Here is a 26,520-nt window from a genome sequence, read left to right on the forward strand (position 1 = left end):
TAAGGAGAGATTAGTTTTTTGTCCAGACCTGAGTGGGCTTACGATCTTCATCTATTGCCACAAAGGTAAATACACCGCGGATGGCATGTTCACGATGATCGTGATACATATCTTCGACAAAAATATTCACCTCAACCTTGAGTGAGGTGTTACCTACATGGATCACCTTGGCGATGATCTCTGCTAGAGTGCCGGCCGGAATCGATTTATTGAAATCAATACGGTCGGAGCTGACAGTGACCAAGGTTTTACGGCAAAAGCGTGTGGCGGCGATAAAGGCAGTTTCATCCATCCATGCCAGGGCTTCGCCACCAAAGAGGGTATTGTGGTGATTGGTGATCGAGGGAAAAATCGCTTTTATCACCCGCGCTTCTGACTGTTCGATGCGCGCAAGAATTTCTTCACTAAAGTGAGTGTCTGTGTGGGTTAGGGGCATACGGCAACCTTAAGGTTATGCATAAAAAAACTGGCGGATTATACTTTCAATCCCATTTAAATGACAGCGCTGTATCTTGTGGTGCAAACTTTGTTTTGCTCAAATAAAAAGGCTTCCTAGCGGAAGCCTTTTTACCCAGCGCGCTGTCGTTAGCCAAGCTTGGCCATACGCGCTAGAGATGCTTTAGCGAGATCTCGCAGTAAGCGCTCAGAATCATCCCAGTTCAGGCAGGCGTCAGTGATGCTCTTGCCGTAAACCAGTGGTTCACCCGCCACCACCTTTTGATTGCCTTCTTCGATAAAACTTTCGGCCATGATGCCTGCAATAGCAGTGGAGCCCTGCTCAAGCTGCGCCATAATCGATTTGGCGACTTCTAGCTGGCGTTTGTGTTCCTTCTGGCTATTGCCATGGCTGAAGTCAACTACCATGCGATGAGACAATCCAACATCCTTCAGCTTTTGAGCGGCAGCCTGAATATCGGCTTCATGATAGTTAGGCTGTTTGCCCCCACGCAGTATGATGTGGCCATAGGGGTTGCCGCTGGTGCGGTAAACGGCCATGGCGCCATCTTTATCTGGTGAGTAAAAGATATGTGGTTCCTTGGCGGCGCGTACAGCATCGATGGCGATATTGATATTGCCATCTGTTCCATTTTTAAAGCCAACCGGACAAGAGAGTGCTGAGGCCATCTCGCGGTGGATCTGACTTTCTGTGGTGCGAGCACCAACCGCGCCCCAGGTAATGAGATCGGCAATATATTGTCCGTTGACCATATCGAGAAACTCGGTCGCGATTGGCAGTTTTAGCTCGGTGATCTCTTGTAGCAGATGACGAGCTAGCCTTAGCCCTTTGTTCGCATTAAAGCTACCATCGAGATCAGGGTCTGATATCAGTCCCTTCCAGCCCACTGTTGTACGTGGTTTCTCGAAATAGACGCGCATCAGGATGCACAGTGAGTCTTTTAGTTCTCTGTGTAACACGGCAAGACGCTTGGCGTATTCGATAGCGGCCTGAGTGTCATGAATAGAGCAGGGGCCGATGATCACCAGAAGTCGTTTGTCTTCTCCGGTCAATATGGCTTCAACTTCACGTCTTTGTTGAACCAGGTAATCGGCAGCGTCTTGAGTAAGCGGGTATTCAGATGCGAGTTTAGCAGGTGAAATGGCCTTACATAGTAATGTGGTGCGTAGTTCGTCTGTTTTAATGGTCATTCAATATACCGAGCGTTTGTCTTGGCTTTCGCCTGATTGCCTCGGATTATAACCAATAGTTGCTAGCTGCACAGGGGTAAACAGATGAAAATTTCCGGTATTTCTTTACATCTGTGCAGTTAGCTTGCGATTTACAAGGATTCTAAGACTTATATAGATGACGTTTTAGAACATATGACGCTCGAGTCCTGTCATATCCAGAATCTTGGTGGCGATCTCTTCAACCGAGTGGTTAGTGGTATTGACAAAGGGAATACGCTCGCGCTTGTACATCATTTCAACCTCTTTTACCTCGATGCGACACTGTCTCAGTGAAGAGTAGCGGCTGTTTTCCATGCGGCTTTGGCGGATCTCATGTAGTCGAACGGGATCGATAGTCAGGCCGAACAACTTGTGTTTATTCTTTTTCAACACCTCGGGCAGTTTAAGGTTATCCATGTCGTCTTCAATAAAAGGATAGTTGGCAGCCTTGATGCCAAACTGCATTGACAGATAGAGGCTGCTGGGGGTTTTGCCGCAACGGGATACGCCCAGCAATACTATGTCTGCCTTGTCGATATGTTTCAGGGTCTGACCATCATCGTTTTCCATGGCGTAATTGATAGCGTCGATTCGCGCCTCATAACTATGATTTGCCTTACCATGGGTTCTGTTTGTCACCGGAACAGCCTTGACGCCCAATTGATCTTCCAGTGGCGCCACGAAGGTGTTCAAAAAGTCATAATCTATACACTCGCTGCTATAGATGATGTCTCTAATCTCAGCTTTAACGATAGAATGGAACACAAGTGGTCGTTCGCCTGTTGTAATAAAACAATCATTTATTTGTGCTTTTACCGCTTCGGCTCTCTGAGTGGTCTCAACGAATGGAATAGTAAGTGCTTCAAACACAACTGGAAATTGAGACAATACTGCATGGCCAAAAACCTCGGCTGTGATCGCCGTCCCATCTGAGATATAAAAGACTTTACGTGACATTTTGACCTCTTGTAGTAATAAAATTACAAATAAAATTATAGATTTACGCGTCTTGCTGTGGAGTGTAAAATGCCGCTGCCCTCGTGTGAAGGGGCCACACTGAAATAAACTTGCGGAGATAGAACTGTGCAGCAATATGTACTCTGGTATCAAGAATTAGGCATGGGTGACGTCAACAAGGTAGGCGGTAAGAATGCCTCTCTTGGGGAGATGATCAGCAATCTAGCTAATGCAGGTGTTCAAGTGCCTGGTGGCTTTGCGACCACATCTTTTGCGTTCAATGAATTTCTTGAACAAAGCGGACTTAACCAGAAGATATACGAGACGCTAGAAGCTCTAGACGTCGATGACGTGAATGCACTCGCTACCGCAGGTGCACAGATCCGACAGTGGGTTATCGATACCCCATTCCATAGCGAATTTGAGCAGGTTGTACGTGAGTCGTACGACAAGCTTGCCTCAGAAACTAGCGATGCATCTTTCGCTGTTCGCTCTTCAGCGACTGCTGAAGATATGCCCGATGCATCATTTGCCGGTCAGCAAGAAACTTTCCTAAACGTGAAAGGCTTCGAAGCTGTGCTGGTTGCCATCAAGCATGTATTTGCTTCACTGTTTAACGACCGAGCTATCTCATACCGTGTGCACCAAGGTTACGACCACAAAGGTGTTGCCCTTTCTGCTGGCGTACAGCGTATGGTTCGCTCTGACACCGCGGCTTCAGGGGTGATGTTCACCATGGATACTGAGTCCGGTAATAACGATGTGGTCTTCGTGACCTCTTCATTTGGTCTGGGTGAGATGGTTGTACAAGGTGCCGTAAACCCTGATGAGTTCTATGTTCACAAGCCAAGCTTAACTGCAGGTCACATGTCTGTAGTTCGTCGTAACATTGGTAGCAAGTTGATTCAGATGGTTTACTCTGATGACCTGAGCCATGGTAAGCAGGTGAAGATTGAAGATGTGCCTGCCGACATGCGTCGTCAATTCTCAATTAGCGACGAAGAAGTGATGGAGCTGGCTAAGCAAGCCATGATCATCGAGAAACACTATGGTCGTCCAATGGACATCGAGTGGGCAAAAGATGGTAACGATGGCAAGCTTTACATAGTACAGGCGCGTCCTGAAACTGTACGTTCACGTGAAGACGTGCAGCTGATTGAACGTTTCCACCTGAAGACCAAGAGTGAAGTGATTGGTGAAGGCCGCGCGATTGGCCACAAGATTGGTAACGGTACCGCTAAGGTTCTGGCTTCTATCGAAGATATGGATCAGATCCAAGAAGGCGACGTTCTGGTTACTGACATGACTGACCCAGATTGGGAACCAATCATGAAGCGTGCTAGCGCTATCGTCACAAACCGTGGTGGCCGTACTTGTCACGCTGCGATTATTGCCCGTGAATTAGGTGTACCAGCGGTAGTGGGTTGTGGTGATATCACTGATAAGATCAAGCATGGCCAGCCGGTTACTGTTTCTTGCGCCGAAGGTGATACAGGTTACATCTTCGAAGGCATTCAAGAGTACGATGTCGTGTCGTCTCGCGTAGATGCTATGCCTGAACTACCAATGAAGATCATGATGAACGTGGGTAACCCTGACCGCGCCTTTGACTTTGCCCGTCTACCTAACGAAGGTGTGGGTCTGGCCCGTCTTGAGTTCATCATCAACCGTATGATCGGTATTCACCCTAAGGCACTGCTTGAGTTCAACGACCAAAGCGCCGAGCTGCAGCAAGAGATCCACGAGATGATTGCTGGCTACGAGTCTCCTGTTGAATACTATATCGCGCGTCTGGTTGAAGGTATTGCGACTATCGCATCGGCTTTCCATCCGAAGAAAGTGATTGTACGTATGTCAGACTTTAAGTCTAACGAGTACGCTAACTTAGTAGGTGGTGACCGTTACGAGCCAGAGGAAGAGAACCCAATGCTGGGCTTCCGTGGTGCGAGCCGTTATATCTCTGAATCGTTCCGTGACTGCTTCGCCCTAGAGTGTGAAGCCATCAAGCGTGTTCGTAACGAGATGGGTCTGAAGAATGTGGAGATCATGATCCCATTCGTTCGTACGCTGGAAGAAGGTCGTCAGGTTATCGAGTTGCTGAAAGAGCAAGGCCTTGAGCGTGGTAAAGATGGTCTGCGCGTCATCATGATGTGTGAGCTGCCTTCTAACGCGCTACTAGCCGACCAGTTCCTCGAGATTTTCGATGGTTTCTCTATCGGTTCAAATGACTTGACTCAGCTGACGCTAGGTCTTGACCGTGACTCAGGGATTATCAGCCACCTGTTCGATGAGCGTAACGAAGCCGTTAAGGCACTCTTGGCGATGGCTATTAAAGCCGCTAAAGCCAAAGGCGCGTACGTGGGCATCTGTGGTCAAGGTCCTTCAGACCATGCTGATTTTGCAGCTTGGTTGGTGGAGCAGGGTATCGACACAGTATCGCTAAACCCTGATACGGTTATCGATACCTGGTTATACCTAGGTGAAGCACACGCTTAATTATTCTTTAAATAGAGTAATCTAATTGACGAAAGCCGCTTTTTAGCGGCTTTTTTTTGTTTATAATGGCAACATTATTTTAATAATTACCTTAATAAAGAAGTCATCATGCTCCCAAAGTTATCCCATCAGCAGACCCTTGAGCCTGTTTATCTGGCGTTTCTTGATGCTCTTGCCAAGAGTCATTATTGCGGCGATATCGATAAGCGCTACAGTGCCCGTTTAGCCCAGGCGACGGATAACTCTGTATACCAGTTTCTGCCCCAGGCGGTGCTATATCCTAAGAGTCAGGCCGATGTCAGCTTGATCATGAGCCTGGCGGCTAAGCCTGAATTTAATAAGGTAGTGTTCAGTGCCCGAGGTGGCGGAACTGGTACCAACGGTCAGGCCTTGACTCATGGTTTGATTTTGGACTTATCACGTTATTTTACTCAGGTGCTTGAGATAAATGAGAAAGAGCGTTGGGTGCGGGTGCAAGCTGGTGTGGTCAAAGACGCACTAAATGATGCTTTGCGACCTCATGGCTTTTTCTTTAGCCCGGATCTGTCGACCTCTAACCGCGCGACCATGGGCGGCATGATCAATACCGATGCCTCGGGCGCCGGTTCACTTGTGTATGGCAAGACTTCTGATCATGTGCTTGAGCTCACCAGCGTGCTGCATGATGGTAGTGTGCTGGAAACTAAGCCGCTGGATCTGCAAGCGCTCGAAACGCTCGATGCGCTCGAATCTCCTAGTTTGGGCGAGACGCTGCAGCGAGATATCGCCCGTATGACACGTGAACATAGAGACGAGGTGGAGAGGCGTTTTCCCAAGCTTAACCGTTTCTTGACCGGTTATGACCTGAAAAATGTCTGGAACGCCTCACAAGATGAGTTCAACCTGTCACGCATTCTAACGGGTTCCGAAGGCACGCTAGCGGTGATCACTGAGGCGAAACTTGATATCACGCCACTGCCCAAGACTCGCATGATGGTAAACATCAAGTATGACTCTTTTCAATCGGCGCTGCGTCATGCCCCCGATCTGGTGAAGGCCGAGGCCACTGTAGTAGAAACCGTGGACTCTAAGGTACTCAATCTTGCCAAACAGGACATCATCTGGCATTCGGTTGCATCACTTATTGAGGAGGTGCCTGGCGCCTCTATTGATGGCCTGAATATGGTGGAGTTTGCCGGCGAGCAAGAGGAAGTCGAAGAGAAGGTTAAGCAGTTACAAGCCATGCTCGACAGTCAGCTTGAAGCAAAGCAGGCGGGTTTACTGGGATATCAGGTAACTGCCGATAGGGCGAGTATTAACACCATCTACGCCATGCGTAAGAAGGCCGTGGGATTGCTTGGCGCCACCAAAGGGAGTCGCAAGCCGATCGCTTTTGCCGAAGACACAGCTGTGCCACCAGAGAAGCTTGCCGACTTTATCATGGAATTCAGAGCGCTACTGGACAGTCACCAGTTGCAATATGGCATGTTTGGCCACGTGGATGCGGGCGTGCTACACGTGCGTCCGGCGCTGGACATGTGCGATCCCCAAGATGAACGACTGCTCAAGACGGTATCGGATCAGGTGGCAGCATTGACCCTTAAATATGGCGGCCTGATGTGGGGCGAGCATGGCAAAGGGGTGCGCGGAGAGTATGGCCCAGCGGTCTTTGGTGAGACGCTATTTGGCTTGCTGGAGGAAGTAAAAGGGTATTTCGACCCTCACAATAAGCTGAACCCTGGCAAGCTGGTAGCGCCTAAGGGCACAGGACCATTACTCTATAATGTGGATAGCACTAAGCGCGGCGCCTTTGACCGTCAAATTCCGGTCCAAACCCGTGAAGCTTTCCCCGATGTGATGAACTGTAACGGTAATGGTCTCTGCTTTAATTACAGTGTCTATTCGCCTATGTGTCCCTCGTTTAAAGTGACCGGGGACAGGGTGCAATCGCCCAAGGGCCGTGCGGGTCTAATGCGTGAATGGCTGCGTTTGTTGGAAGCCGAAGGCGTTGATGTCGAGGCCTTAGCAAAAGCCAAGCCTCTTGGCTGGCTGCAGCGCACGCAGAACACCCTAAAGAAAGAGCGTGAGTATGATTACTCTCATGAGGTAATGGAGTCGTTGAAGGGATGCCTGGCCTGTAAGGCATGCACCTCGCAATGTCCCGTAAAGGTGGATGTGCCTAAGTTCAGGGCGCAGTTCTTTAACATCTACTACCAGCGTTATTTGCGCCCGGTGAAAGATTATCTGGTGGCGGGGATTGAAGAGAGTCTGCCATTGATGGCTAAGGTGCCTCAAATTACCAACTTTGCCTCACAAAACAAGCTGAGTCAGTGGGTCATTAAGCAATCTATCGGCTATGTCGATGCACCAGCCCTCTCGGTACCAACACTCAAGCAGCGTTTGGAGAATCATGCTTGCCGCGGCTACGATCTGAATGCATTGCAGCAGATCCCGGCCGCTGAGCGTGAGCAATATGTGCTGGTGGTACAAGATCCCTTCAATAGCTTCTACGAGGCCGACACGGTTTATCACTTTATCAAGCTGATCGAAAAGCTGGGTTATAAGCCAGTGCTACTTCCCTTTAAGCCCAACGGTAAGCCAATCCATATTAAGGGATTCTTAGATAAGTTTGCCAAGACGGCTCAGTCAAGTGCCGACTTCCTTAATCAGGTGCATGCCCTAGGCATGCCAATGGTGGGCGTGGACCCAGCTATGGTGCTCTGCTATCGTGATGAATATAAAGAGATCTTGGCAGAAAATCGCGGCGACTTTAACGTGCTGTTGGCCAATGAGTGGTTACTTAAGGTGATGAAAACCCGTGAACCTGCGGCGAGTAGTGGCAAGCGTTTTACTTGGTTTAGTCACTGCACAGAGTCGACGGCTAAGCCTAATACCGCCAAAGAGTGGCAGGCGATCTTCGAAGGATTTGGTGCCGAGTTAAATACTCTCAGTCTTGGCTGCTGCGGTATGGCGGGCACCTATGGCCATGAGAATGATAACCTCAAACGCTCCAAGGCTCTCTATCAAATGTCTTGGGATGAAGCCATTAAGTCACTGCCACAGGAAGAGATACTGATCTCAGGTTATTCATGTCGCAGCCAGGTCAAACGCTTCGGAGGCTTTAAACCTAAACATCCGGTACAGGCCCTGTTAAGTCTTATCGACAATAACTGAGGCAGATATTGTGACTGAGCTTGAGCCAGTAGCGCAATTAAAGCAGATCACACAGGGGGCGCCCCTGTGTGATGAAACGCCACTATTTCATATCGATGGACAAGGGCGCTGGTTTTATCGTCAAGAGCCCCTGCCGGATAAGTTTTGCCGTCTTTTTGCCACCATTTTACGCCGCCAAGGCGAGGATTATCTTCTGGTTACCCCGGCAGAGAAAGTGCTGGTGGATGTTGCTGATTATCCTTTTGTTATCAATGATTATGAACCTAATGATGACGGTAGTTTCAGCTTGATGACTTCCATAGGTAGCCAGTTGTCTATCACGGGTTATCAGGCCTTTGTGGTGGGCGAGGAGACAATATCTGTCGGCTTAGCGAGCGGATTATCGGCTAAACTTGGAAGAGCTTGTTATTACCGCTTTATCGCACAATACCTGCTGCATGAAGATGAAGACTTGGGATAACAGCTAAGCCTTTCTTAGATAAGGCAAATGGTTTTTCGTTACGAATTACCCGTCTCCTAGCCCTAGTTTCTTTAGAACCAGATGTTAGTATTAATGTATGCCCGCTGTTTCTGGAGGTGCTGATTGAAACATTATGAAAGCTTGGGATACTTGGTATCTCATCTGAATATCGAACTTCAAAAGGCCTTGGATGAGAGGCTAAAGCGCTATGAACTGGACATTAAACTCTGGCCCGTACTGTTTGCCCTATGGCAAGAGGAGGGGATCACCCAGACAGAACTTTCTAAGCGCTGTGATGTTGCGAACTACACTATGACTCGCCTATTAGATCAGCTTCAGGTGCAGGGTTATATTACGCGTCACCAGGAAGCGGATAATCGTCGCGCCTTTAAGATTTTTCTAACCGATAGCGCTAAGGCGCTTGAACAGGATCTGATCTGCGAGGCGGAGCGCGTTAATGAGCAGTTCCTTGGTAATCTATCCGAATTCGAATCGCAGCAGTTTATCTATCTACTCAATAAGATTAATGGCTTGTCTTAAACAGGCTGAATGTAAATCTGATTTTATGTCATCAAGATGAATATCCCTAAAGCTCTGTTAACTGCAACGCTCGAGCTTGGCACTTGTGTGGCTTGTTTTAATCGCTTAGCTAGGCCCTAGAGCTCATCAGTGCATGAGTCGCTGGCTGAGCTTACTCGTTCATGGATGTGAGGCTACGACATTGACAGCTCTTCGGACAGAGAGCGGCCCAAATTATCAGAATCTCACCGTCACAGAGGTCATTGTCTATTGCTATGTCTGCGTGTGATAAATTCTTTCTGTGTTGTTCAGTCGACTGAGCTTGGTGTGTTAAATAAATAGGAAGGGGCTAGACCACCAACAGCATTCCCAGGCCTGAAATCGCCGTGAGTATGATGACAGATTGTAACATTAGCCGGCTTTGCATCAGGTTTTCCTTGCCCTGTTTGATACTGGCAATCAAGCGGTTGTGCTTGTAGATGCGGCAGATCATCTGGTCACTGTTGGGATCGATAAATAGTTGAAACTTACAAGGTTTACCATCATGAAGCTTAACTTGATGTTCGCTCTTTGGACCGAAGTTTAGCTTGCGAGAGACCCGCTTACCATTAACAAATACCTGCTCTAGGCCTATCCAATTGCTGGCCTGTAACTCCACCAAATCCTGATTAAAGTTGTACTTGAAACTAATCATAATGCAATCCTAGCGAAGATGATGAGCCTCTAAGTCAAGCAGAGGAATATGACAATTTCCAGTACGCTTTTGTGAAAAATCTGTGTCTGAAAATTATCCCTTTGGCGGTAAAAGGAAAATTATTTTTCAAGAATTTCATTCGGTAAATTGGATGAAATATTTGGTATCCAAATGGAGCATAAAAGTTTGAAGACAAAAAAAACCACCGAATATCGGTGGTTTTAGGTGTTAGCGCTAATGGCAAAACTAGGCGATTAGATCACTTCTTGCCATTGATGATGGCGCGTGCCAGTTCATCGGCAACGTCTGCTGTCGTGCGGTTTTGCGCATCAGAAAGTTCGAAGATCTTTAGTAGCGTGTTGTAGATCTCTTCAACCTTAGCGGTAGATTTCTGCGGGTCATAATCTTTTTCGAACGAGACGTTGATGATACCGCCAGCGTTGATCACGTAATCTGGGGCATACAGGATACCCAGTTCTTTGAGCTTCTCACCATGGCGCAGCTCAGCAAGCTGGTTGTTGGCACAACCTGCCACGATCTTGGCTTTCAGTAGTGGGATCGTAGTGTCGTTGATGGTGGCGCCCAAGGCACATGGCGCATAAATATCAACGTCTTGGTGATAGATATCTTGAGGAGCAACAACAGTCGCACCAAACTCGGAAGCCACTTTGTCCAGTGATGACTGGTGAATATCAGTCACGATCAACTCAGCACCTTCTTCATGCAGGTGACGGCATAGGTAGTAACCTACGTGACCAACGCCCTGAATGGCGATTTTAAGGCCTTTAAGGCTATCCAAGCCACGCTGGTGCTTAACGGCGGCTTTAATGCCCAGATAAGTACCCAGTGCAGTATATGGTGATGGATCGCCGCTTTGGCCTTCTAGACCTGCCATATAAGGGGTTTCTTGGTGAGCGATCATGATGTCGCTGGTAGATACTCCCACATCCTCGGCTGAATAGTATTTGCCGCCCAAGGTATGAATACAACGGCCGAAGGCACGGAATAGGGCTTCACGGTTTTCTACTTTAGGGTCGGCAATGATCACTGATTTACCGCCACCCATAGATAGACCTGCAAGGGCGTTCTTGTAGGTCATGCCGCGAGACAGACGCAATACATCGGTCAACGCCTCGTCGTCAGACTCATAGTTCCACATTCTGCAACCACCTACAGCTGGGCCCAGGTTGGTGTTGTGAATGGCTATGATTGCACGTAAACCACTTTCCTTATCATGACAAAATACGACCTGTTCATGGTCATCAAATGAGATATGATTAAATACTGCCACTTTATGAGTTCTCCGCTTGGGAATTAAAACGCCGAACGCCAAATTGGCTCTGTCGACGGCTTGTTATATTTATTGCAGAACGATAGCATTTAGCGATACTCTCAACAAAGCAAAGATTGGTATTTATTGTGATCGGTGTGGCAATTTTGCTTTCCACTTTACGTTAACGTAAAGTTGTCTGTGGGTTTTCCCCAGAAATGCAGCTTGCTAAGCTTAATTCGCCCTTCACAACATAACTATAACAATAGGAAGCAGTATGACGGAACAAGCAGTCGAGAACAGCAAACCGCTCACCCCAGAAGAGCAAGAAGCAATGACACAACAATGGGTTAAAGAGCATTTTCAGAAGGCTAACCGCTTTCTGGCGGAGAAAGGGGTTATCCCGAGTAAAGTGATTGCCGAAGAGAGCCGTTACCTTGCGCCATTTCTTGCCGTGTGGAAAATGGAGTCAAAGCAGCCAAAACCACAAACCTTCTGGGTCATGTCTGGAGACCTGCCTTCAGACTATGTGGACGTTAAGGTTGCCGCCACGGCTCGCGATGCGATCCGTCATTTCTCTATGATGTGGCAGCTTAAAGCGGAAAATCTGGTTAAATCAGGTGCCGTAAAAGATAAGACTCAGGCTCAGTTTGCTCAGCTACTCGTGTCGCGTGCCGAAAGCTTGTATCAGATCCACAACGACGAAAAATTGTGGAAAGAAGGCTAAGCGTTTTAAACAGCTACAGCTTTTAACAAGCGCCTTTATAGCAACAAAAAAGCCGCCCATCAGAGGCGGCTTTTTTGTGTTTTTCGTTCGGACTTGCGCTCAATATGAGCCATATCCTTAGGCGAGGTAGGCGTATCCCGAATTGAGCAGCCAAACAAAATATTGCCCAATTGCTTGCTGCTGACAGAGGCTCATTGCCTGTTCGCCTTCGAAGCTAAACTGATTGGCTAGCAGCAGGAGTTCTTCATCTAACTCATCGTCTTCACTAAAGGTGTAGATCTCACCATTGATAAAGAGTCTGGCGTGTTTATCGCCTTCGAGACGAATCACCTTAAGTCCGCCGATGCGCTGTAAACTGGCGCCATCTTCCAGGGCTTCCATTAGCTCTACCTGGGCGTAATTGTCCCCTTGCTCACAAAGATCCAGCTCGAAGCGGTTCTGACTTAGGGTCTGACCCAGTAACGTTTGATAGTGTTCTGGCTGAGACAAGATCTCAGAGACCAAGGCTAACATGCCTTCTTGCTGCTCAATGCTCAATAGGCCAGGGCTTGTAGGTTCCTGATTAGAGGTAAAGCGCTTATTACCACTATTGGTGTCAATTAAATGATCGGCAATACTGCTAAAGAGTTCTTGTTGGCTAGGCGCGCGAAAGCCTATTGAGTAACTCAGTGCCGTCTCTATGGTCTCGCCTCGGTGGGGAAAGCCTGGCGGAATATAAAGCATGTCACCGGCTTCGAGCACTACATCGATTATTGGTTCGAAGTCATCAATAAGCGCGGTGTGGGTATCGCCTCCACGTGGGGCATATTGGCCTTTGGGACCGACTTTCCAGCGCCTTTTGCCTTCGCCTTGCAGCAAGAAGACATCATAGTTGTCGATATGGGGGCCTACGCCGCCGCCCGGTGTGGCGTAAGAGACCATAAGATCATCAAAGCGCCAGTCGGGGATGAAGCGGAAGGCGTCTACCAACGGCTCCGCATCTGGGTACCAATGGTTGACTGCCTGCACCAGGAGCTGCCAGTTATTTTCGCCAAAAGGGGCATAGTCTTCGATAGGCCCCTGGATGATTTCCCAGTTATCCTGCTGAGTCAGCACGATACGCGAGGCGACTTCCTCTTCACAGGCGAGTCCCGCCAGCTCATCGGCGGCGATAGGATCATGAAAAGATTTAAAGGCACCCTTGATAACCAGAGGCTGCTTTTGCCAGTGATGGGTTAAAAAATCTTGTGTATCGAAATTGGGGCTGTACATAGAGTGATTCGCCAAGCTGTGGTGGGGAAATGGGGGCAGTATAAGCCCAAAAGATCATATTCTGAAAATAATAAAGGCGGTAAGCATTTGCCTACCGCCTTTATGTTAACCCTATGGGATGATTACTTTAGATCATCTACAAAGGCTTCAGCGCGGCCGATATAGTTTGCCGGCGTCATCTTCTTGAGTTCAGTTTTGACTTCAGCTGGCAGTTCCAGCTTGTCGATGAACTGTGCCAGTTGCTCGCCATCGATACGCTTACCACGGGTCAGCTCTTTAAGCTTCTCGTATGGTTTCTCGATGCCGTAACGACGCATAACGGTTTGAACTGGCTCCGCCAGTACTTCCCAGTTTTGGTCCAGCTCTTCACGGAGGTGAACCTCGTTCACCTCCAGTTTGCTGATCCCTTTAAGGGTAGCCTGGTAGGCAATTAACGCGTGAGCCATGCCCACACCTAAGTTACGTAGCACTGTAGAGTCGGTCAGGTCGCGCTGCCAACGAGACACTGGCAGTTTAGCCGCCAAGTGTTGCATCAGAGCATTTGCGATGCCCAGGTTGCCTTCTGAGTTTTCAAAGTCAATTGGGTTAACCTTGTGCGGCATGGTCGATGAACCAATTTCACCAGCAACGGTTTTCTGCTTGAAATGACCCAGGGCGATATAACCCCAGATGTCACGGTCAAAATCGATCAATACGGTATTGAATCGCGCAACGGCATCGAACAGCTCAGCGATATAATCGTGTGGCTCGATCTGTGTGGTGTAAGGATTCCAGTTGAGTCCCAGGCTGGTCACGAAACGTTCAGACAGGGTGTGCCAGTCAACTTCAGGGTAGGCCGACAGGTGAGCGTTGTAGTTGCCCACGGCGCCGTTGATCTTACCCATGATCTCAACCGCTTGGATCTGCTTAAGCTGACGCTCAAGACGCACGGCTACGTTGGCCATCTCTTTACCTAAGGTAGAAGGAGAGGCCGGCTGGCCGTGGGTACGAGACATCAGTGGCACAGAGCGATACTCGGTCGCTAGCTTCTTAACACTGTCTACAATCTGCTGACAGTAAGGCACCAGCACCTGCTCGCGAGCTTCGCTAAGCATCAGACCGTGAGACAGGTTATTGATATCTTCAGAGGTGCAGGCAAAGTGCACGAACTCATCGATAGCAACCAGCTCACTATTATCCGCGATCTTCTCTTTGATAAAGTACTCGACCGCTTTCACATCGTGGTTGGTGGTGGCTTCGATGGTCTTGACGCGCAGGGCATCTGCTTCGCTGAAGTTGTCTTTGATCTGATCGAGCAAAGCCAGCGCGGCTTCGCTAAAAGGAGGAACTTCTTCAATTTCTGGGCAGCTGGATAGCAGCTTTAGCCAGTTTATTTCGACTTGAACACGGTATTTGGTCAGGCCGTACTCGCTGAAAATCCCTCGCAATGAGGCGGTTTTACTACCATAACGACCGTCTACCGGAGAGATAGCAGTTAGTGCGGAAAGTTCCATTAGAAGCTCCTTTAATGAACTTAGCTTATTATTTATAGGGTGAGGCTTTTCTTAGCTGTATCAACTATTGTTTTTCTCGAGAAGACAAGGTGTCTGCGCTTGCCTCCAAGTTGGCGCCACAACACCGCACTGCGCATGGCAGCCAGTAGCAGGGCACGTATCTTTTGTTGTACCAGAGGTTGTTTCAGAAACTCGGGATTACCCGATATCTGTATTTTGGGACCTAAGGTACTGATAATGTCGCTGTAGATGCCGGCAAAGTTGGCGACCACCTGATCATCGGTAATCGCAAAATGGTGCAGCTGTCTGTGTACCTGATTGATCCTTTCGGCCAGCATGCCCATGGCGTTAGCGCTGCGGGATAGCTTGCGCTCTAGCGCCAAAATGCCGATGAGGTAACGGGTGATCTCAACATCTTTCTGCTTGTCATCCCCCAACTGATTTAACACCAGTTGGTAGCCACGATTCAATGCAGCCTTGTCGCTGTATACATCGGCAGTGCTGTCCGGGTTGGTCACCATAATGGTGTTTAGACAAGCGCCAAGCATCTCATCGTCAGCCTGACCATGTCTGGCGACCTTCTGTACTTGGCCAATTGCCTGAAGAATACCGGCAAAGGCCATGGTTCTGTCGAAAATCGGCTCGCTCACGGTTTACTCTCTTATCAGGGTGTCTATGATACCGCCGCCAAGGCAGACTTCACCGTCATAAAACACGGCTGACTGGCCTGGGGTCACGGCAGCTACCGGCTCGTCGAAGATAACCTTGATGCGATCTTCCCCTTCATAGGTAAGGGTACAGGCAACGTCTTGCTGGCGATAACGCGTCTTAACTGTGATCGCTGCGCCATTGGCCGGCCCTTTTCTGTCGACCCAGTGCAGTTGATCGGCATAGAAACCCACTGACATGAGGCGAGGGTGCTGACCGCCTTGGCCGACGACTAATACGTTACGTTCGAGATCTTTATCTACCACATACCAAGGATCGTCATTGCTGTTTTTCATTCCGCCAATGCCCAGACCTTTACGTTGGCCCAGGGTGTGATACATCAAGCCCTGATGCTCGCCAATCACTTCACCTTCGGCGGTTTCTATCTTGCCAGGCTGTGCTGGTAAGAAGGTACTTAGAAAATCGGTAAACTTACGTTCGCCAATAAAGCAGATGCCCGTGCTGTCTTTCTTATCATGGGTAACTAAACCCATCTTCTTGGCGATGTCACGCACTTCGCTTTTTTCCAGCTCACCAACGGGAAACAGTGAGCGAGCGATCTGCTCGTGGCTCAAGGTGTAGAGGAAATAGCTCTGGTCTTTGTTGCCATCGACGCCACGCAGCATCTGACTCTGGCCCGAAGCATCGCTGCGGCGCACGTAATGCCCCATGGCAATGTAGTCGGCGTCTAAAATATCGTCGGCAAACTCAAGAAATGCTTTGAATTTAATCTCTTTGTTACACATGATGTCTGGGTTAGGGGTACGACCGGCCTTGTATTCGGCAAGGAAGTATTCGAACACGTTATCCCAGTATTCTGCGGCAAAGTTGACCGTGTGCAGCTTGATGCCGAGCTTGTCACAAACGGCTTGAGCGTCTTTAAGATCTTCTGCCGCGGCACAATACTCATCGGTATCGTCCTCTTCCCAGTTCTTCATGAACAGGCCTTCGACTTGATAGCCCTGCTGTATGAGAAGATAGGCGGAAACAGATGAATCAACACCGCCGGACATGCCGACGATCACTTTTTTACCGTTTGGATTGGGTTCGATTGATGCCATAAATCCTAAAAACCAATTAAATATGTGTAGCTACGGCGTTTTGTCCAGTTGTCTAAAGTGGCTTTCGCCTAAGTCGGGCAGATCCCAATTTGACCTGCTATCTGGAAAATGTGTCGCCGTAATATGCGGGGGCATATTCTATCATGCATTGTGGCTTTGGGCTAACAGGAGAAACTGGCTATTGACCACGTCAGTCGAAAAGAGTTTTCCCTGGCGATAGTCGTGTATGCATTGCAATACCAGAGGGCTTCTGAGCTGTGTTTTGCGCTGCTCTATTTCATCAAGGGTCATCCACAGGGCGCGGCAGATGGCGTTGTCTTGGGGCGCTGGTGTGAGTAACTCATCAAGAACGCAAGCATAGGTGAAGCGAAGAAAGGCCAGATCTTCATTGGCTTGAAACTGATAAATCTTGATGAGTGATTGTGGTTTGATGGCAAGCCCCGTCTCTTCCAGCACCTCGCGCGCGCAGGCTTGGGTTAAGCTTTCATGGGCTTCCAGATGACCTGCGGGCTGATTATAGGTGAGCTTGCCATCGATAAGCTCCTCTACCATTAGGTATTTATCTTCGCAGGCGATCACACAGGCTACCGTGACATTGGGTTTATAGCGCTCCATCTATGACCTCGTTAGGATTGGGGTAAGACTCTATACTCGCCGTTTTTAATCTCATCTAGACACCACTGACCTATTTTATACCGAATTAATCTGAGGGTAGGGTAGCCGACATGGGCCGTCATTCGCCTGACCTGGCGGTTGCGTCCTTCACAGATCTCAATTGATAACCAGCTTGTGGGGATCTGCTGGCGTTCTCTTACCGGCGGCGTGCGCGGCCAGATGTCAGGTTGAGGCATACGAGTGACCTTTGCCGGCAGCGTTGGGCCATCTTTTAGATTCACGCCATTTCTAAGTGCTTCGATGGCCTCGTCGGTTGGAATGCCCTCGACCTGCACCCAGTAGGTCTTATAGGTTTTCTTTTTCGGTTCGGTAATACGAGATTGCAGCACGCCGTCGTTGGTGAGTAGCAGCAGGCCTTCGCTGTCGCGATCCAGACGCCCGGCGGCGTAAACCCCTTCTATGGGGATGAAGTCTTTGAGGGTCTTACGCCCTTGATCATCGGTAAACTGACACAAGACATCGAATGGCTTGTTGAACAGCACTATGATGGGATTTTCCGGACGCGGCTTGGGCTTTTTCGAGGTAAATTTCCCCGGCTTATGCAAGCGAGGTTTGCCTTTGGGATTGACGGCGCTCGAGGTTTTTGGGCCTTGGCTGCGACGAGTGATTTTAGATTTTGTGGGTTTGGTCAGACTCAAGTGGCAAACTTCTGGGGTAGTGTATGCTAATGCTGACATTGTACTGTGCATTCGCCATTAGTGGAATTTGAATATTGGCGTGAATGATTTATGATGTCGGCCAATTAAATGTGATCGATAGCAAAACGTGAACAGAATTTGAGATGTTAACCGCGCTTTGTTTTGCATTAAATCGGTTTAAGTGTCAGGGCATGTCCCTTGGGCGTTCACCCTTACAGTTTATCCTTTTCATGCCTCGCATTCGCCATCGTAAAATTATAATAATTACATCATAGTGATTTGATTCATAAACAATTTATTTTACAAAAACGTAGGAAATAAAATGAACGACAATCCAACGATCATCTATACGGAGACTGATGAAGCTCCGGCACTCGCGACCCTATCTTTACTGCCAATCATCAAGCACTTTACTGCCGCCGCAGGCGTCGGTGTTGAGACTCGTGATATTTCACTCTCTGGCCGTGTTATTGCTAATTTTCCTGAATTTTTAAGCCCAGAACAGCAGATCTCAGATGCCCTCGCTGAATTGGGTGAGCTGGCCACTAAGCCAGAAGCCAATATCATCAAACTGCCTAACATCAGTGCCTCTATCCCTCAATTAAAAGCTTGTATCAAAGAGCTGCAGGAAAAAGGTTACGCGCTGCCTAACTATACTGATGAGCCACAAAATGATGCAGAAGCCGATATCAAGGCGCGTTATGACAAGATTAAGGGCAGTGCCGTAAACCCAGTATTGCGTGAAGGTAACTCAGATCGCCGCGCGCCAACTTCGGTAAAGAACTACGCCAAAAAGAACCCACACTCTATGGGAGCTTGGAGCCGTGATTCTAAGTCACACGTTGCCCATATGGATGCAGGTGATTTCTATGGCAGTGAGCAATCTGTTACTGTCGATGCGCCAACCAGTGTCGATATTCTGTTTGAAGGTAAAGATGGCAGCAGCAAGACGCTAAAATCTGGCCTTGAGCTGCTGGCTGGCGAAGTGATTGACGCCTCAACCATGAGCAAGAAGGCGCTAGTGGCTTATATGGAGCGCGAAATTGAGGCTGCAAAAGCTGAAGATGTGCTGCTATCACTGCACCTGAAAGCCACCATGATGAAGGTGTCAGATCCTATTTTATTTGGTCACGCGGTGAAGGTTTATTACAAGTCACTATTTGACAAACACGGTGAGCTGTTTGAAGAGCTAGGCGTCGATGTTAATAATGGTTTCGGTGACGTCTATGCCAAGATAGCTAGCCTACCAGCGGAAAAGCAGGCCGAAATTGAAGCGGATATCGCCGCTATCTACGCCGAGCGTCCAGCCCTGGCCATGGTTGATTCTGACCGCGGTATCACTAACCTACACGTGCCAAGCGATGTGATTATCGATGCTTCTATGCCTGCGGCTATTCGCTCATCAGGTCAGATGTGGGGACCAGATGGCAAGCTGAAAGATACCAAGGCGTTGATCCCAGATCGTTGCTACGCCGGTGTGTACCAAGAAACCATCCAGTTCTGTAAAGAGCATGGCGCTTTCAATCCAACTACCATGGGTAGCGTACCCAATGTTGGCCTGATGGCACAGAAAGCCGAAGAGTATGGTAGCCATGATAAGACCTTTGAAATGGCTGCAGACGGTGTGGTTAAGGTTATCGATGCTGCCGGCAATCTACTCATGTCTCACGATGTGGAAGCGGGTGATATCTGGAGAATGTGCCAGGTGAAAGACGCGCCTATCCGTGATTGGGTTAAGCTGGCGGTAAACCGCGCGCGTCTGTCGTCAACGCCTGCCGTCTTCTGGCTTGATGAGAACCGTGCCCACGATGCTCAGCTGATTGCCAAAGTGAACGCGTATCTGCCTGAGCATGATACCGATGGCCTAGAGATCCATATCATGGCGCCGGTTGAAGCCACTCGTTTCTCACTGGAGCGAATCAAACAAGGCCTGGATACCATTTCGGTGACGGGTAACGTATTGCGTGACTACTTAACGGACCTTTTCCCAATTCTTGAGCTGGGTACCAGTGCTAAGATGCTCTCAATCGTACCATTGATGAGTGGTGGTGGATTGTTTGAGACAGGTGCTGGTGGTAGTGCGCCTAAGCATGTTCAACAGGTGGAGAAAGAAGGTCACCTGCGCTGGGATTCTCTCGGTGAGTTTTTGGCCCTTGGTGCCTCACTCGAGCACTTGAGCCAAAACTATGATAATCCTAAGGCCCAGGTATTGGCCGATGCATTGGATAATGCCATCGGTAAGTTCCTCGACGAGAATCGTTCGCCTTCACGTCGTGTGGGTGAGCTGGATAACCGTGGTAGCCACTTCTATCTGGCCATGTACTGGGCTCAGGCATTAGCAGCGCAAGACAGTGATGCCGAGCTTAAGGCTAAGTTTGCGCCATTAGCGGAAGCCTTTGCCAATAACGAAGCTAAGATAGTTGCAGAGTTAAACGGTGCACAGGGTCCGGCAGTTGACTTGGGTGGTTACTATCGCCTGGATGCTGCTAAGGCAACAGCGGCGATGCGTCCAAGTGCAACACTTAATCAGCTGTTAAGCTAATAGCAGGTTGAAAAAGGCGCCTTGTGCGCCTTTTTCACAGTAAATAAAAAAGGCAGGGTTATCCCTGCCTTTTTTGTTTTTTTAAACCCACTATTTAGTGGGCGATATCGCTGACGCGTGCATCCCTTTAGGCCCCTGTTCCACCTCGAATTGGACTGATTGGCCTGCTTTTAGAGTTCGATAGCCTTCCATTTCAATGGTAGAATAGTGTGCGAAAACGTCTTCACCACCAGCTTCAGGGCAGATAAACCCGAATCCTTTGGCGTTGTTGAACCATTTCACAGTTCCGTTTGCCATACTTCCACTTCCTTCTGTTGTTTACTGACCAGTAAGATAGTAAAACTTAATGAGGCGGGGTAAATTCACCGCTCGTTGAACAGAATGAAACCAGTAAAAGCGGATGTCAAGATTAATTTAACAAAAAGGCAACAATTGGCGCGGGAACACCGGGAAATGGTTTTAATGGTCGGATGAGTGATAGGTTTATCCTGGGTAGGTAGTAACATTTGGAAGAAGCCAAAACTAGAGGCTAATATTGAAATATGGGTAAAGTAGGTAATATTGAGCACATTGAAGAGCGCGCGGAAACAGAGCTTATGCCGCCTTCTATGTACAAAGTGATCTTAAACAACGATGACTATACCCCGATGGACTTTGTCATCGAGGTGTTACAACTCTTTTTTAATAAAAACGAACAAGAAGCCACAGATATCATGTTGGCGATACATCATCAGGGTAAGGGAATTTGCGGCGTTTTCCCTTTTGGCATTGCAGAAACTAAGGTCGCACAAGTAAATCAGTTTGCAAGACAAAACCAACATCCGTTACTGTGTTCATTAGAGAAAGCCTGAAGATCGAAGTTTTGTGATTATTTTAGGGGGTGCTTATGTTAAATAAAGATTTAGAGGTCACCTTGAATCTGGCGTTTCAGCAAGCCAGAGACGCGCGGCACGAATACATGACCGTAGAGCATCTGCTATTGGCGTTAATCGACAATCCAGCGGCCCAAGAGGCGTTATTGGCCTGCGGTGCGAATCTCGACAAACTAAGAGAAGATGTGTCGAGTTTCATCGAACAAACCACTCCTATTATCAGCGACCCAAATGATGATAGAGAAACCCAACCCACCTTAGGTTTTCAGCGTGTTCTGCAGCGCGCGGTTTTTCATGTGCAGTCTTCTGGTCGCAATGAAGTCACCGGCGCCAATGTCTTAGTGGCTATTTTTAGCGAGCAGGAATCCCAGGCGGTGTACCTGTTACGCAACGGTGAGATCACCCGTCTTGATGTGGTGAACTACATCTCGCACGGTGTTGCGCGCGATGAATTGGACAATGCCCAAGAGCCTGAGCAGATTGAAGATAATAGCGAACCGGAAGAGCGCAGTAAGCTGTCGCAATTTACTGCGAATCTCAACGAAGAGGCACGCAAGGGCAATATTGATCCTCTGATTGGCCGCGCCGATGAAATTGAGCGCTCGATTCAGATCTTATGTCGCCGTCGTAAGAATAACCCGCTATTGGTGGGTGAAGCGGGCGTGGGTAAGACGGCAATCGCTGAAGGTTTAGCCTATCGCATCGTTAACGATGAAGTGCCCGAGGTGATGGCTGATGCCACCGTCTACTCTTTAGATCTTGGTGCACTGCTGGCGGGCACCAAATACCGCGGGGATTTTGAGAAACGTTTCAAGAGCCTACTTAAGGAGCTGGCGCAAGACGAACATGCAATTTTGTTTATCGACGAGATCCACACCATCATTGGTGCCGGCGCCGCGTCAGGCGGTGTGATGGATGCGTCTAACTTATTAAAACCGCTTCTGTCTAGCGGTCACCTGCGTTGCATGGGCTCAACCACTTTCCAGGAATACCAGAGTATCTTTGAGAAAGATCGGGCCCTGGCAAGACGCTTCCAGAAAGTCGATATTAATGAGCCTTCGGTGGCAGAAACCACCAAGATCCTACAAGGCCTCAAGAGCAAGTATGAAGAGCACCATGGTGTGCGCTATACGCTGGCAGCACTCTCGGTTGCGTCTAAGCTATCGGATAAGCATATCAATGACAGACACTTGCCAGATAAGGCGATAGACGTTATCGATGAGGCAGGGGCTCGTATGGCGATGCAACCTGCTAGCAAGCGTAAGAAGACCATAGGCCAGGCAGAGATCGAGTCGATTATCGCCAAGATGGCGCGGATCCCTGAGAAGACTGTTTCGGCAAACGACAAGGATATGCTGAAAAATCTTGAGCGTAATCTCAAGATGGTGGTATTTGGTCAAGATAAGGCCATTGAAGCACTTAGCTCGGCGATACGCCTGTCACGCAGTGGTCTGAGCGGCGCTCACAAGCCTGTGGGGAGCTTTTTGTTTGCCGGGCCAACCGGTGTAGGTAAAACCGAGGTAACCAGCCAACTGGCGTCCTGTCTTAGCCTCAAGCTGGTGCGTTTTGATATGTCTGAGTACATGGAGAGTCATACCGTGTCTCGCCTTATCGGTGCACCACCAGGCTATGTTGGTTACGATCAGGGTGGTTTGTTGACCGATGCAGTGATAAAGAACCCTCACTGTGTGGTATTGCTCGATGAGATAGAAAAAGCGCATCCCGATGTCTATAACCTGTTGCTTCAGGTGATGGATCACGGCACCTTGACGGACAACAATGGCCGTAAGGCGGACTTTAGGCACGTGACCTTAGTGATGACCACTAACGCCGGTGTGCAGGAGACTGTGCGTAAATCGATTGGCTTTAAGCAGCAAGATCATAGTCAGGACGCCTTGTCTGAGATTAATCGAGTCTTTTCGCCTGAATTTAGAAACCGCTTAGATGAGATCATCTGGTTCAATCATCTGGATATGACAGTGATTGCCAAGGTGGTTGATAAGTTCCTGGTCGAGTTACAGGCGCAGCTTGATGAGAAATCTGTGGTGCTTGAGGTGAGCGATGAAGCCAGAACCTTGCTGGCCGAGAAGGGCTATGATAAGGCGATGGGCGCGCGGCCAATGGCGCGCGTGGTCACCGAGATGATTAAACGTCCGCTTGCCGATGAGATCCTCTTTGGCCAACTTGAGAAGGGCGGTACGGCCTATGTTGATGTTGACGGTGATAAGCTGAGCATTAAGGTCGAGCGACCGGAAAAGCTGACACAGACATAAAGAAAAAAGGCTGCAATTGCAGCCTTTTTTATGATTTGTCATGGGCTTATCACAAAGGATAACGCCGCCTGTTCTCTGGTCAGGAACTATCCGTGCAGGAACAAAAAAAACCGGCTCTGCCGGTTTTTATTTCGTTAGCTAACTTTAGCGTGAACGGAAGACGATGCGCCCTTTGCTCAAATCATAAGGGGTCAGCTGTACAGTGACCTTATCACCCGTCAGAATACGGATGTAGTTTTTACGCATTTTGCCTGAGATATGGGCGATTACTACGTGACCATTCTCTAGCTCTACTCGAAACATTGTATTTGGCAAGGTTTCAAGAATAGTGCCTTGCATCTCAATGTTGTCTTCTTTCGCCATTAATCAGTTATCCTGTTAGCCTTCAAATATTAAAAACGGGCGTATCATGCCGCAAATTGGTGCTGCTGTAAAGAGGTGTTCGTTATCTGGGCAAATATCTGTTTGCTTTCTTTTTTCTGATTTCTTCGCTTTATTCGCTTCGTTGCCAACCGTTTGTGGTTAAGATCTCATAGGGGTGATAGGCGGTCTTGTAATTCATCTTACGCGACTCATGGATCTGATAACCTAGATAAACATGTGCTTTATTCATCTGTTTTGCAAGCTGGCACTGCAGTAGGATCATAAAGGATCCCAGAGAACGTTTATCCAATTCAGGCGCAAAAAAGCTATAGATGGCGGATAGGCTGTTAGGCAGTATATCGGTCACTGCAACGCCGATGAGTTTGCCTTGAAGCCTGAGTTCCAGCAATTGGGGGGGATGCCAACTGCACTGCACGAAATGATCGTATTGTTCTCTCGATGGCGGGTACATGGGACCGTCGTGATGACGCGCCTTGATGTATGTCTCGTACAATGCATAGTGCTCGTCGCTGCAGGCATCAACCAGAGACCAGCTGATATCCTGATTTTGCTTTAGGGTGCGCTTTTGCCGACGTGAGGGCTGAAAAGCGCCTACGGGGATCCTTATTGGCAGACAAGCCTGGCAGTGGGGACAATGAGGCTTGTATATGGTTTCGCCACTGCGTCTAAACCCTAAGGCGAGTAACTTTTCAAACAAGGTTAAGTCGAGCGATTCTTCTTGCAGTACCAACAGTTGTTCTTGTTTGTTGGGCAGGTAACTGCAGTCGAAAGTGTGGGTCATGCCCACTTGAATGGTATCGGATCTAGAGCTCAAGCTGCACCTCTTGGGGATGCCAGGCATCGCTGGCGACTTCAACATCGCGAAAACGCTTCAACAAGTTGATGAAATCGTTACGCTTAAGCGCTTTTGCGCCCAGTGACGCCAGATGAGGATTCATGACCTGGGCATCGATTAGGCGGTACTTGTGTGCGAGAAGATGTTGATGCAACATCGCCATGGCGGCCTTGGAGGCATTGCTTTGCAGGTGAAACATGGACTCGCCACAAAATACCTGGCCGATGGCGACCCCATAGAGGCCACCGATGAGCTTATTATCATCCCATACCTCCACCGAATGCGCCTTGTGCTGCTGATGAAGGGCTTTATAGGCTGTTTGAATTTCAGCTGTGATCCAGGTGCCTTCCTTGCCTTGGCGAGTGAGGGCGCAGTTTTCAATTACCTGATTAAAAGCGCGGTTAACGCTGAAATGCCACCGGCTTCGCTTGATGTGACGCTTGAGGCTACGACTAACCTTGAGTGCACCCGGTACGAATACGGCACGCGGGTCTGGCGACCACCAGAGTATGGGGTCGTTTTCGTTAAACCAAGGAAAAATCCCCTCATAATAGGCGTTGAGTAGTCGCTTGGGGTGAAGATCGCCACCGATGGCCAAGAGTCCGTTTGGATCGGTTAAGGCAAACTCCGGTGAGGGGAACTTTGCCAGTTCATGATTTAAATAGGACAGTGAGTTCACAATTGAGTAAAATTAGTTATCGGCCTCTTTATAAGTTAGCGGAAAACCTCTTATGTTGAAACCTGCAGCGCTTCACTTTCGCCTTATTTGGTCAGTTTTTATCTTAGCGGCAAGTTTGGGTCTGTGTGCTAGTGTGGATGCAGCCTATGAGCGGAATCAAGCGGTGCCAGTTGAGAAGGTCGAATATGGCTATGTAACTTCGGTGCGCAATATTACACAAACTCAATTAGTTGAAGATCGTAATCAGGGTTGGCGTACATTTGGCGGCGCGCTCATAGGCGGCGTCATAGGTCACCAGTTTGGTGGTGGTAGCGGTAAGGACGTGGCGACCGTATTAGGTGCCTTAATAGGTGGCGGTATAGGCCACAGATCGGGCGACGATTATTATCAGCAACTCAAACTCGTGGAGTTGATGATCCGCTATGAAGATGGCCAAGAGGTGATGGTTATCCAAGATTATGACCCAGGTATGATTTTTAATGTCGATGATGAAGTTAGAGTGGTGTACCTGCAAGGCCGGGTGCGGGTCGATCTGGCCATGTAGCTGGCATTATGTGTTGAGCAATAGTACAAACAAGAAAGGAGCCGCTAGGCTCCTTTCTTCTGCATTATTTACGCAGTATTTACCGGTTTACCTTAGAAACCGCGAGGTAGTTGTCCTTTACCTGCAAGCTTGGCTCGCCATAGCTCTTTTGGCGTCATACCGCCAGAAGTTGATTTGCTAGCAGTAGCTTTAGCCTTTACTGGCGCCGCCTTCTTAGGAGCAGCCTTTGGCTTTTCTGCTTTAGGTGTGGTTTTTGCAGCTGGAGCCGCCGTGCCTTGCTCGGCCAACATGGCCTCTAAATCGCTAAAACGAAGAGATTTACCACCATCGATCTTATACCAGCTTCCTTTCTGCTCGATAGTCACGCTCTTACCCTGGGCTTTACTCAAGGCCGTTTCGAGTGAGCTAATTACCTCTTCTTTGGTCAACTTTGACATAGTATTAACCTATTTCTTTTAATGTGTAATTGAAGGTTTGGCCTAATTTTATAGTTGAAACGCCCGAAATGTCCAATTTTCACAGAAATTCAACGTATTTCTATGAACTGAGCCCCAGATATGGCTAAACTAGGCGCTAATATCACAGCTAATTTTTCGTGCTTGAGTGAGAGGTTGGCTTATC

Annotated in this window: 25 protein-coding genes; 9 read left to right on the forward strand and 16 right to left on the reverse strand. The window is 48.6% G+C overall.

The window, feature by feature from the left end; translation table 11 throughout:
* Positions 1 to 10: 10 nt before the first annotated feature.
* The 3 genes from L2712_RS11475 to ppsR all read right to left on the reverse strand — a co-directional run bounded on the left by L2712_RS11475 (position 11) and on the right by ppsR (position 2,625).
* Positions 11 to 436, reverse strand: a complete 426-nt coding sequence (locus L2712_RS11475) for an acyl-CoA thioesterase (RefSeq protein WP_088904896.1) — start codon at positions 434 to 436, stop codon at positions 11 to 13.
* Between the two features lie 149 nt (positions 437 to 585).
* Entirely contained in the window at positions 586 to 1,647 is a 1,062-nt protein-coding gene (locus L2712_RS11480; RefSeq protein WP_248977853.1) for a 3-deoxy-7-phosphoheptulonate synthase, read from the reverse strand.
* Positions 1,648 to 1,812: 165 nt separating this feature from the next.
* The gene (ppsR, locus tag L2712_RS11485) at positions 1,813 to 2,625 is read right to left on the reverse strand and encodes a posphoenolpyruvate synthetase regulatory kinase/phosphorylase PpsR (protein WP_033540716.1); all 813 of its coding nucleotides are present in this window, start codon (positions 2,623 to 2,625) and stop codon (positions 1,813 to 1,815) included.
* A gap of 126 nt (positions 2,626 to 2,751) precedes the next feature.
* Between ppsR and ppsA the strand changes: the two genes are divergently transcribed.
* The 4 genes from ppsA (at position 2,752) to L2712_RS11505 (ending at position 9,274) form a co-directional block, all read left to right on the forward strand.
* A complete protein-coding gene (gene ppsA / locus L2712_RS11490; protein WP_033540717.1) occupies positions 2,752 to 5,121 on the forward strand; it encodes a phosphoenolpyruvate synthase in 2,370 nt (789 codons plus the stop codon).
* Between the two features lie 108 nt (positions 5,122 to 5,229).
* Positions 5,230 to 8,274, forward strand: coding sequence for a D-2-hydroxyglutarate dehydrogenase YdiJ (gene ydiJ / locus L2712_RS11495; RefSeq protein WP_248977854.1), 3,045 nt, complete (start codon positions 5,230 to 5,232; stop codon positions 8,272 to 8,274).
* 10 nt (positions 8,275 to 8,284) lie between these two features.
* Complete coding sequence (locus L2712_RS11500; RefSeq protein WP_248977855.1) at positions 8,285 to 8,734, forward strand: DUF1285 domain-containing protein; 450 nt, start codon at positions 8,285 to 8,287, stop codon at positions 8,732 to 8,734.
* Between the two features lie 123 nt (positions 8,735 to 8,857).
* On the forward strand, positions 8,858 to 9,274 hold the full coding sequence (locus L2712_RS11505; RefSeq protein WP_033540720.1) for a MarR family winged helix-turn-helix transcriptional regulator: 417 nt from the start codon (positions 8,858 to 8,860) through the stop codon (positions 9,272 to 9,274).
* Positions 9,275 to 9,602: 328 nt separating this feature from the next.
* Here L2712_RS11505 and L2712_RS11510 read toward each other — a convergent pair whose 3' ends face one another.
* Together L2712_RS11510 and L2712_RS11515 are read right to left on the reverse strand one after the other, a co-directional pair.
* Positions 9,603 to 9,947, reverse strand: coding sequence for a hypothetical protein (locus L2712_RS11510; protein ID WP_088904892.1), 345 nt, complete (start codon positions 9,945 to 9,947; stop codon positions 9,603 to 9,605).
* A gap of 259 nt (positions 9,948 to 10,206) precedes the next feature.
* A complete protein-coding gene (locus L2712_RS11515) occupies positions 10,207 to 11,238 on the reverse strand; it encodes a Glu/Leu/Phe/Val dehydrogenase dimerization domain-containing protein (protein ID WP_088904891.1) in 1,032 nt (343 codons plus the stop codon).
* Positions 11,239 to 11,494: 256 nt separating this feature from the next.
* Between L2712_RS11515 and L2712_RS11520 the strand changes: the two genes are divergently transcribed.
* Positions 11,495 to 11,944, forward strand: a complete 450-nt coding sequence (locus L2712_RS11520; protein WP_088904890.1) for a DUF4826 family protein — start codon at positions 11,495 to 11,497, stop codon at positions 11,942 to 11,944.
* A 117-nt stretch (positions 11,945 to 12,061) separates the two neighbouring features.
* Here the strand turns inward: L2712_RS11520 and L2712_RS11525 are convergent, their stop codons facing one another.
* The 6 genes from L2712_RS11525 to rluE form a co-directional block, all read right to left on the reverse strand.
* The gene (locus L2712_RS11525) at positions 12,062 to 13,195 is read right to left on the reverse strand and encodes a cupin domain-containing protein (protein ID WP_248977856.1); all 1,134 of its coding nucleotides are present in this window, start codon (positions 13,193 to 13,195) and stop codon (positions 12,062 to 12,064) included.
* 122 nt (positions 13,196 to 13,317) lie between these two features.
* On the reverse strand, positions 13,318 to 14,688 hold the full coding sequence (gene purB / locus L2712_RS11530; protein ID WP_033539532.1) for an adenylosuccinate lyase: 1,371 nt from the start codon (positions 14,686 to 14,688) through the stop codon (positions 13,318 to 13,320).
* A 32-nt stretch (positions 14,689 to 14,720) separates the two neighbouring features.
* Positions 14,721 to 15,338 (reverse strand): high frequency lysogenization protein HflD, encoded by a 618-nt coding sequence (gene hflD / locus L2712_RS11535; protein WP_248977857.1) that lies wholly within the window; start codon positions 15,336 to 15,338, stop codon positions 14,721 to 14,723.
* 3 nt (positions 15,339 to 15,341) lie between these two features.
* Positions 15,342 to 16,457: a tRNA 2-thiouridine(34) synthase MnmA gene (gene mnmA, locus L2712_RS11540; RefSeq protein ID WP_248977858.1), complete on the reverse strand. Its 1,116-nt coding sequence runs from the start codon at positions 16,455 to 16,457 to the stop codon at positions 15,342 to 15,344.
* Positions 16,458 to 16,598: 141 nt separating this feature from the next.
* Positions 16,599 to 17,072 carry an NUDIX hydrolase gene (locus tag L2712_RS11545; RefSeq protein WP_248977859.1) on the reverse strand — a complete coding sequence of 158 codons (474 nt, stop codon included), beginning with the start codon at positions 17,070 to 17,072 and terminating at the stop codon, positions 16,599 to 16,601.
* 11 nt (positions 17,073 to 17,083) lie between these two features.
* Positions 17,084 to 17,809 carry a 23S rRNA pseudouridine(2457) synthase RluE gene (gene rluE, locus L2712_RS11550; RefSeq protein WP_235363920.1) on the reverse strand — a complete coding sequence of 242 codons (726 nt, stop codon included), beginning with the start codon at positions 17,807 to 17,809 and terminating at the stop codon, positions 17,084 to 17,086.
* 283 nt (positions 17,810 to 18,092) lie between these two features.
* On the opposite strand from rluE, the gene L2712_RS11555 reads away from it, so the two are divergent.
* Positions 18,093 to 20,312 (forward strand): NADP-dependent isocitrate dehydrogenase, encoded by a 2,220-nt coding sequence (locus tag L2712_RS11555; RefSeq protein WP_248977860.1) that lies wholly within the window; start codon positions 18,093 to 18,095, stop codon positions 20,310 to 20,312.
* Positions 20,313 to 20,402: 90 nt separating this feature from the next.
* On the opposite strand, the gene cspD is transcribed toward L2712_RS11555, so the two are convergent.
* Complete coding sequence (cspD, locus tag L2712_RS11560; protein ID WP_011865363.1) at positions 20,403 to 20,609, reverse strand: cold shock domain-containing protein CspD; 207 nt, start codon at positions 20,607 to 20,609, stop codon at positions 20,403 to 20,405.
* A 245-nt stretch (positions 20,610 to 20,854) separates the two neighbouring features.
* Here cspD and clpS point away from each other — a divergent pair, with 245 nt between their 5' ends.
* Positions 20,855 to 21,163 carry an ATP-dependent Clp protease adapter ClpS gene (gene clpS, locus L2712_RS11565; protein ID WP_011865364.1) on the forward strand — a complete coding sequence of 103 codons (309 nt, stop codon included), beginning with the start codon at positions 20,855 to 20,857 and terminating at the stop codon, positions 21,161 to 21,163.
* Positions 21,164 to 21,198: 35 nt separating this feature from the next.
* Positions 21,199 to 23,457 (forward strand): ATP-dependent Clp protease ATP-binding subunit ClpA, encoded by a 2,259-nt coding sequence (clpA, locus tag L2712_RS11570; protein ID WP_088904882.1) that lies wholly within the window; start codon positions 21,199 to 21,201, stop codon positions 23,455 to 23,457.
* A gap of 144 nt (positions 23,458 to 23,601) precedes the next feature.
* Here the strand turns inward: clpA and infA are convergent, their stop codons facing one another.
* The 3 genes from infA to aat all read right to left on the reverse strand — a co-directional run bounded on the left by infA (position 23,602) and on the right by aat (position 25,355).
* Positions 23,602 to 23,820 carry a translation initiation factor IF-1 gene (gene infA, locus L2712_RS11575; protein WP_011865366.1) on the reverse strand — a complete coding sequence of 73 codons (219 nt, stop codon included), beginning with the start codon at positions 23,818 to 23,820 and terminating at the stop codon, positions 23,602 to 23,604.
* 130 nt (positions 23,821 to 23,950) lie between these two features.
* On the reverse strand, positions 23,951 to 24,655 hold the full coding sequence (locus tag L2712_RS11580; protein WP_033539538.1) for an arginyltransferase: 705 nt from the start codon (positions 24,653 to 24,655) through the stop codon (positions 23,951 to 23,953).
* Positions 24,645 to 25,355, reverse strand: coding sequence for a leucyl/phenylalanyl-tRNA--protein transferase (gene aat, locus L2712_RS11585; protein WP_248977861.1), 711 nt, complete (start codon positions 25,353 to 25,355; stop codon positions 24,645 to 24,647). Before aat ends, L2712_RS11580 begins: the two co-directional genes overlap by 11 nt.
* A 52-nt stretch (positions 25,356 to 25,407) precedes the next feature.
* Between aat and L2712_RS11590 the strand changes: the two genes are divergently transcribed.
* Positions 25,408 to 25,899: an outer membrane lipoprotein gene (locus tag L2712_RS11590; protein ID WP_248977862.1), complete on the forward strand. Its 492-nt coding sequence runs from the start codon at positions 25,408 to 25,410 to the stop codon at positions 25,897 to 25,899.
* A gap of 92 nt (positions 25,900 to 25,991) precedes the next feature.
* Here L2712_RS11590 and L2712_RS11595 read toward each other — a convergent pair whose 3' ends face one another.
* Positions 25,992 to 26,336, reverse strand: a complete 345-nt coding sequence (locus L2712_RS11595; protein WP_248977863.1) for a hypothetical protein — start codon at positions 26,334 to 26,336, stop codon at positions 25,992 to 25,994.
* Between the last annotated feature and the right edge of the window lie 184 nt (positions 26,337 to 26,520).

The organism is Shewanella marisflavi (genome assembly GCF_023283925.1).
Classification (GTDB): Bacteria; Pseudomonadota; Gammaproteobacteria; order Enterobacterales; family Shewanellaceae; genus Shewanella; species Shewanella marisflavi.

Coding starts and splice junctions, on each gene's coding strand:
- L2712_RS11475 (WP_088904896.1), bottom strand. CDS start 436: ATGCCCCTAACCCACACAGACACTCACTTTAGTGAAGAAATTCTTGCG.
- L2712_RS11480 (WP_248977853.1), bottom strand. CDS start 1,647: ATGACCATTAAAACAGACGAACTACGCACCACATTACTATGTAAGGCC.
- ppsR (WP_033540716.1), bottom strand. CDS start 2,625: ATGTCACGTAAAGTCTTTTATATCTCAGATGGGACGGCGATCACAGCC.
- ydiJ (WP_248977854.1), top strand. CDS start 5,230: ATGCTCCCAAAGTTATCCCATCAGCAGACCCTTGAGCCTGTTTATCTG.
- L2712_RS11510 (WP_088904892.1), bottom strand. CDS start 9,947: ATGATTAGTTTCAAGTACAACTTTAATCAGGATTTGGTGGAGTTACAG.
- L2712_RS11520 (WP_088904890.1), top strand. CDS start 11,495: ATGACGGAACAAGCAGTCGAGAACAGCAAACCGCTCACCCCAGAAGAG.
- L2712_RS11525 (WP_248977856.1), bottom strand. CDS start 13,195: ATGTACAGCCCCAATTTCGATACACAAGATTTTTTAACCCATCACTGG.
- purB (WP_033539532.1), bottom strand. CDS start 14,688: ATGGAACTTTCCGCACTAACTGCTATCTCTCCGGTAGACGGTCGTTAT.
- mnmA (WP_248977858.1), bottom strand. CDS start 16,457: ATGGCATCAATCGAACCCAATCCAAACGGTAAAAAAGTGATCGTCGGC.
- L2712_RS11545 (WP_248977859.1), bottom strand. CDS start 17,072: ATGGAGCGCTATAAACCCAATGTCACGGTAGCCTGTGTGATCGCCTGC.
- rluE (WP_235363920.1), bottom strand. CDS start 17,809: ATGTCAGCATTAGCATACACTACCCCAGAAGTTTGCCACTTGAGTCTG.
- L2712_RS11555 (WP_248977860.1), top strand. CDS start 18,093: ATGAACGACAATCCAACGATCATCTATACGGAGACTGATGAAGCTCCG.
- cspD (WP_011865363.1), bottom strand. CDS start 20,609: ATGGCAAACGGAACTGTGAAATGGTTCAACAACGCCAAAGGATTCGGG.
- clpS (WP_011865364.1), top strand. CDS start 20,855: ATGGGTAAAGTAGGTAATATTGAGCACATTGAAGAGCGCGCGGAAACA.
- clpA (WP_088904882.1), top strand. CDS start 21,199: ATGTTAAATAAAGATTTAGAGGTCACCTTGAATCTGGCGTTTCAGCAA.
- infA (WP_011865366.1), bottom strand. CDS start 23,820: ATGGCGAAAGAAGACAACATTGAGATGCAAGGCACTATTCTTGAAACC.
- L2712_RS11590 (WP_248977862.1), top strand. CDS start 25,408: ATGTTGAAACCTGCAGCGCTTCACTTTCGCCTTATTTGGTCAGTTTTT.
- L2712_RS11595 (WP_248977863.1), bottom strand. CDS start 26,336: ATGTCAAAGTTGACCAAAGAAGAGGTAATTAGCTCACTCGAAACGGCC.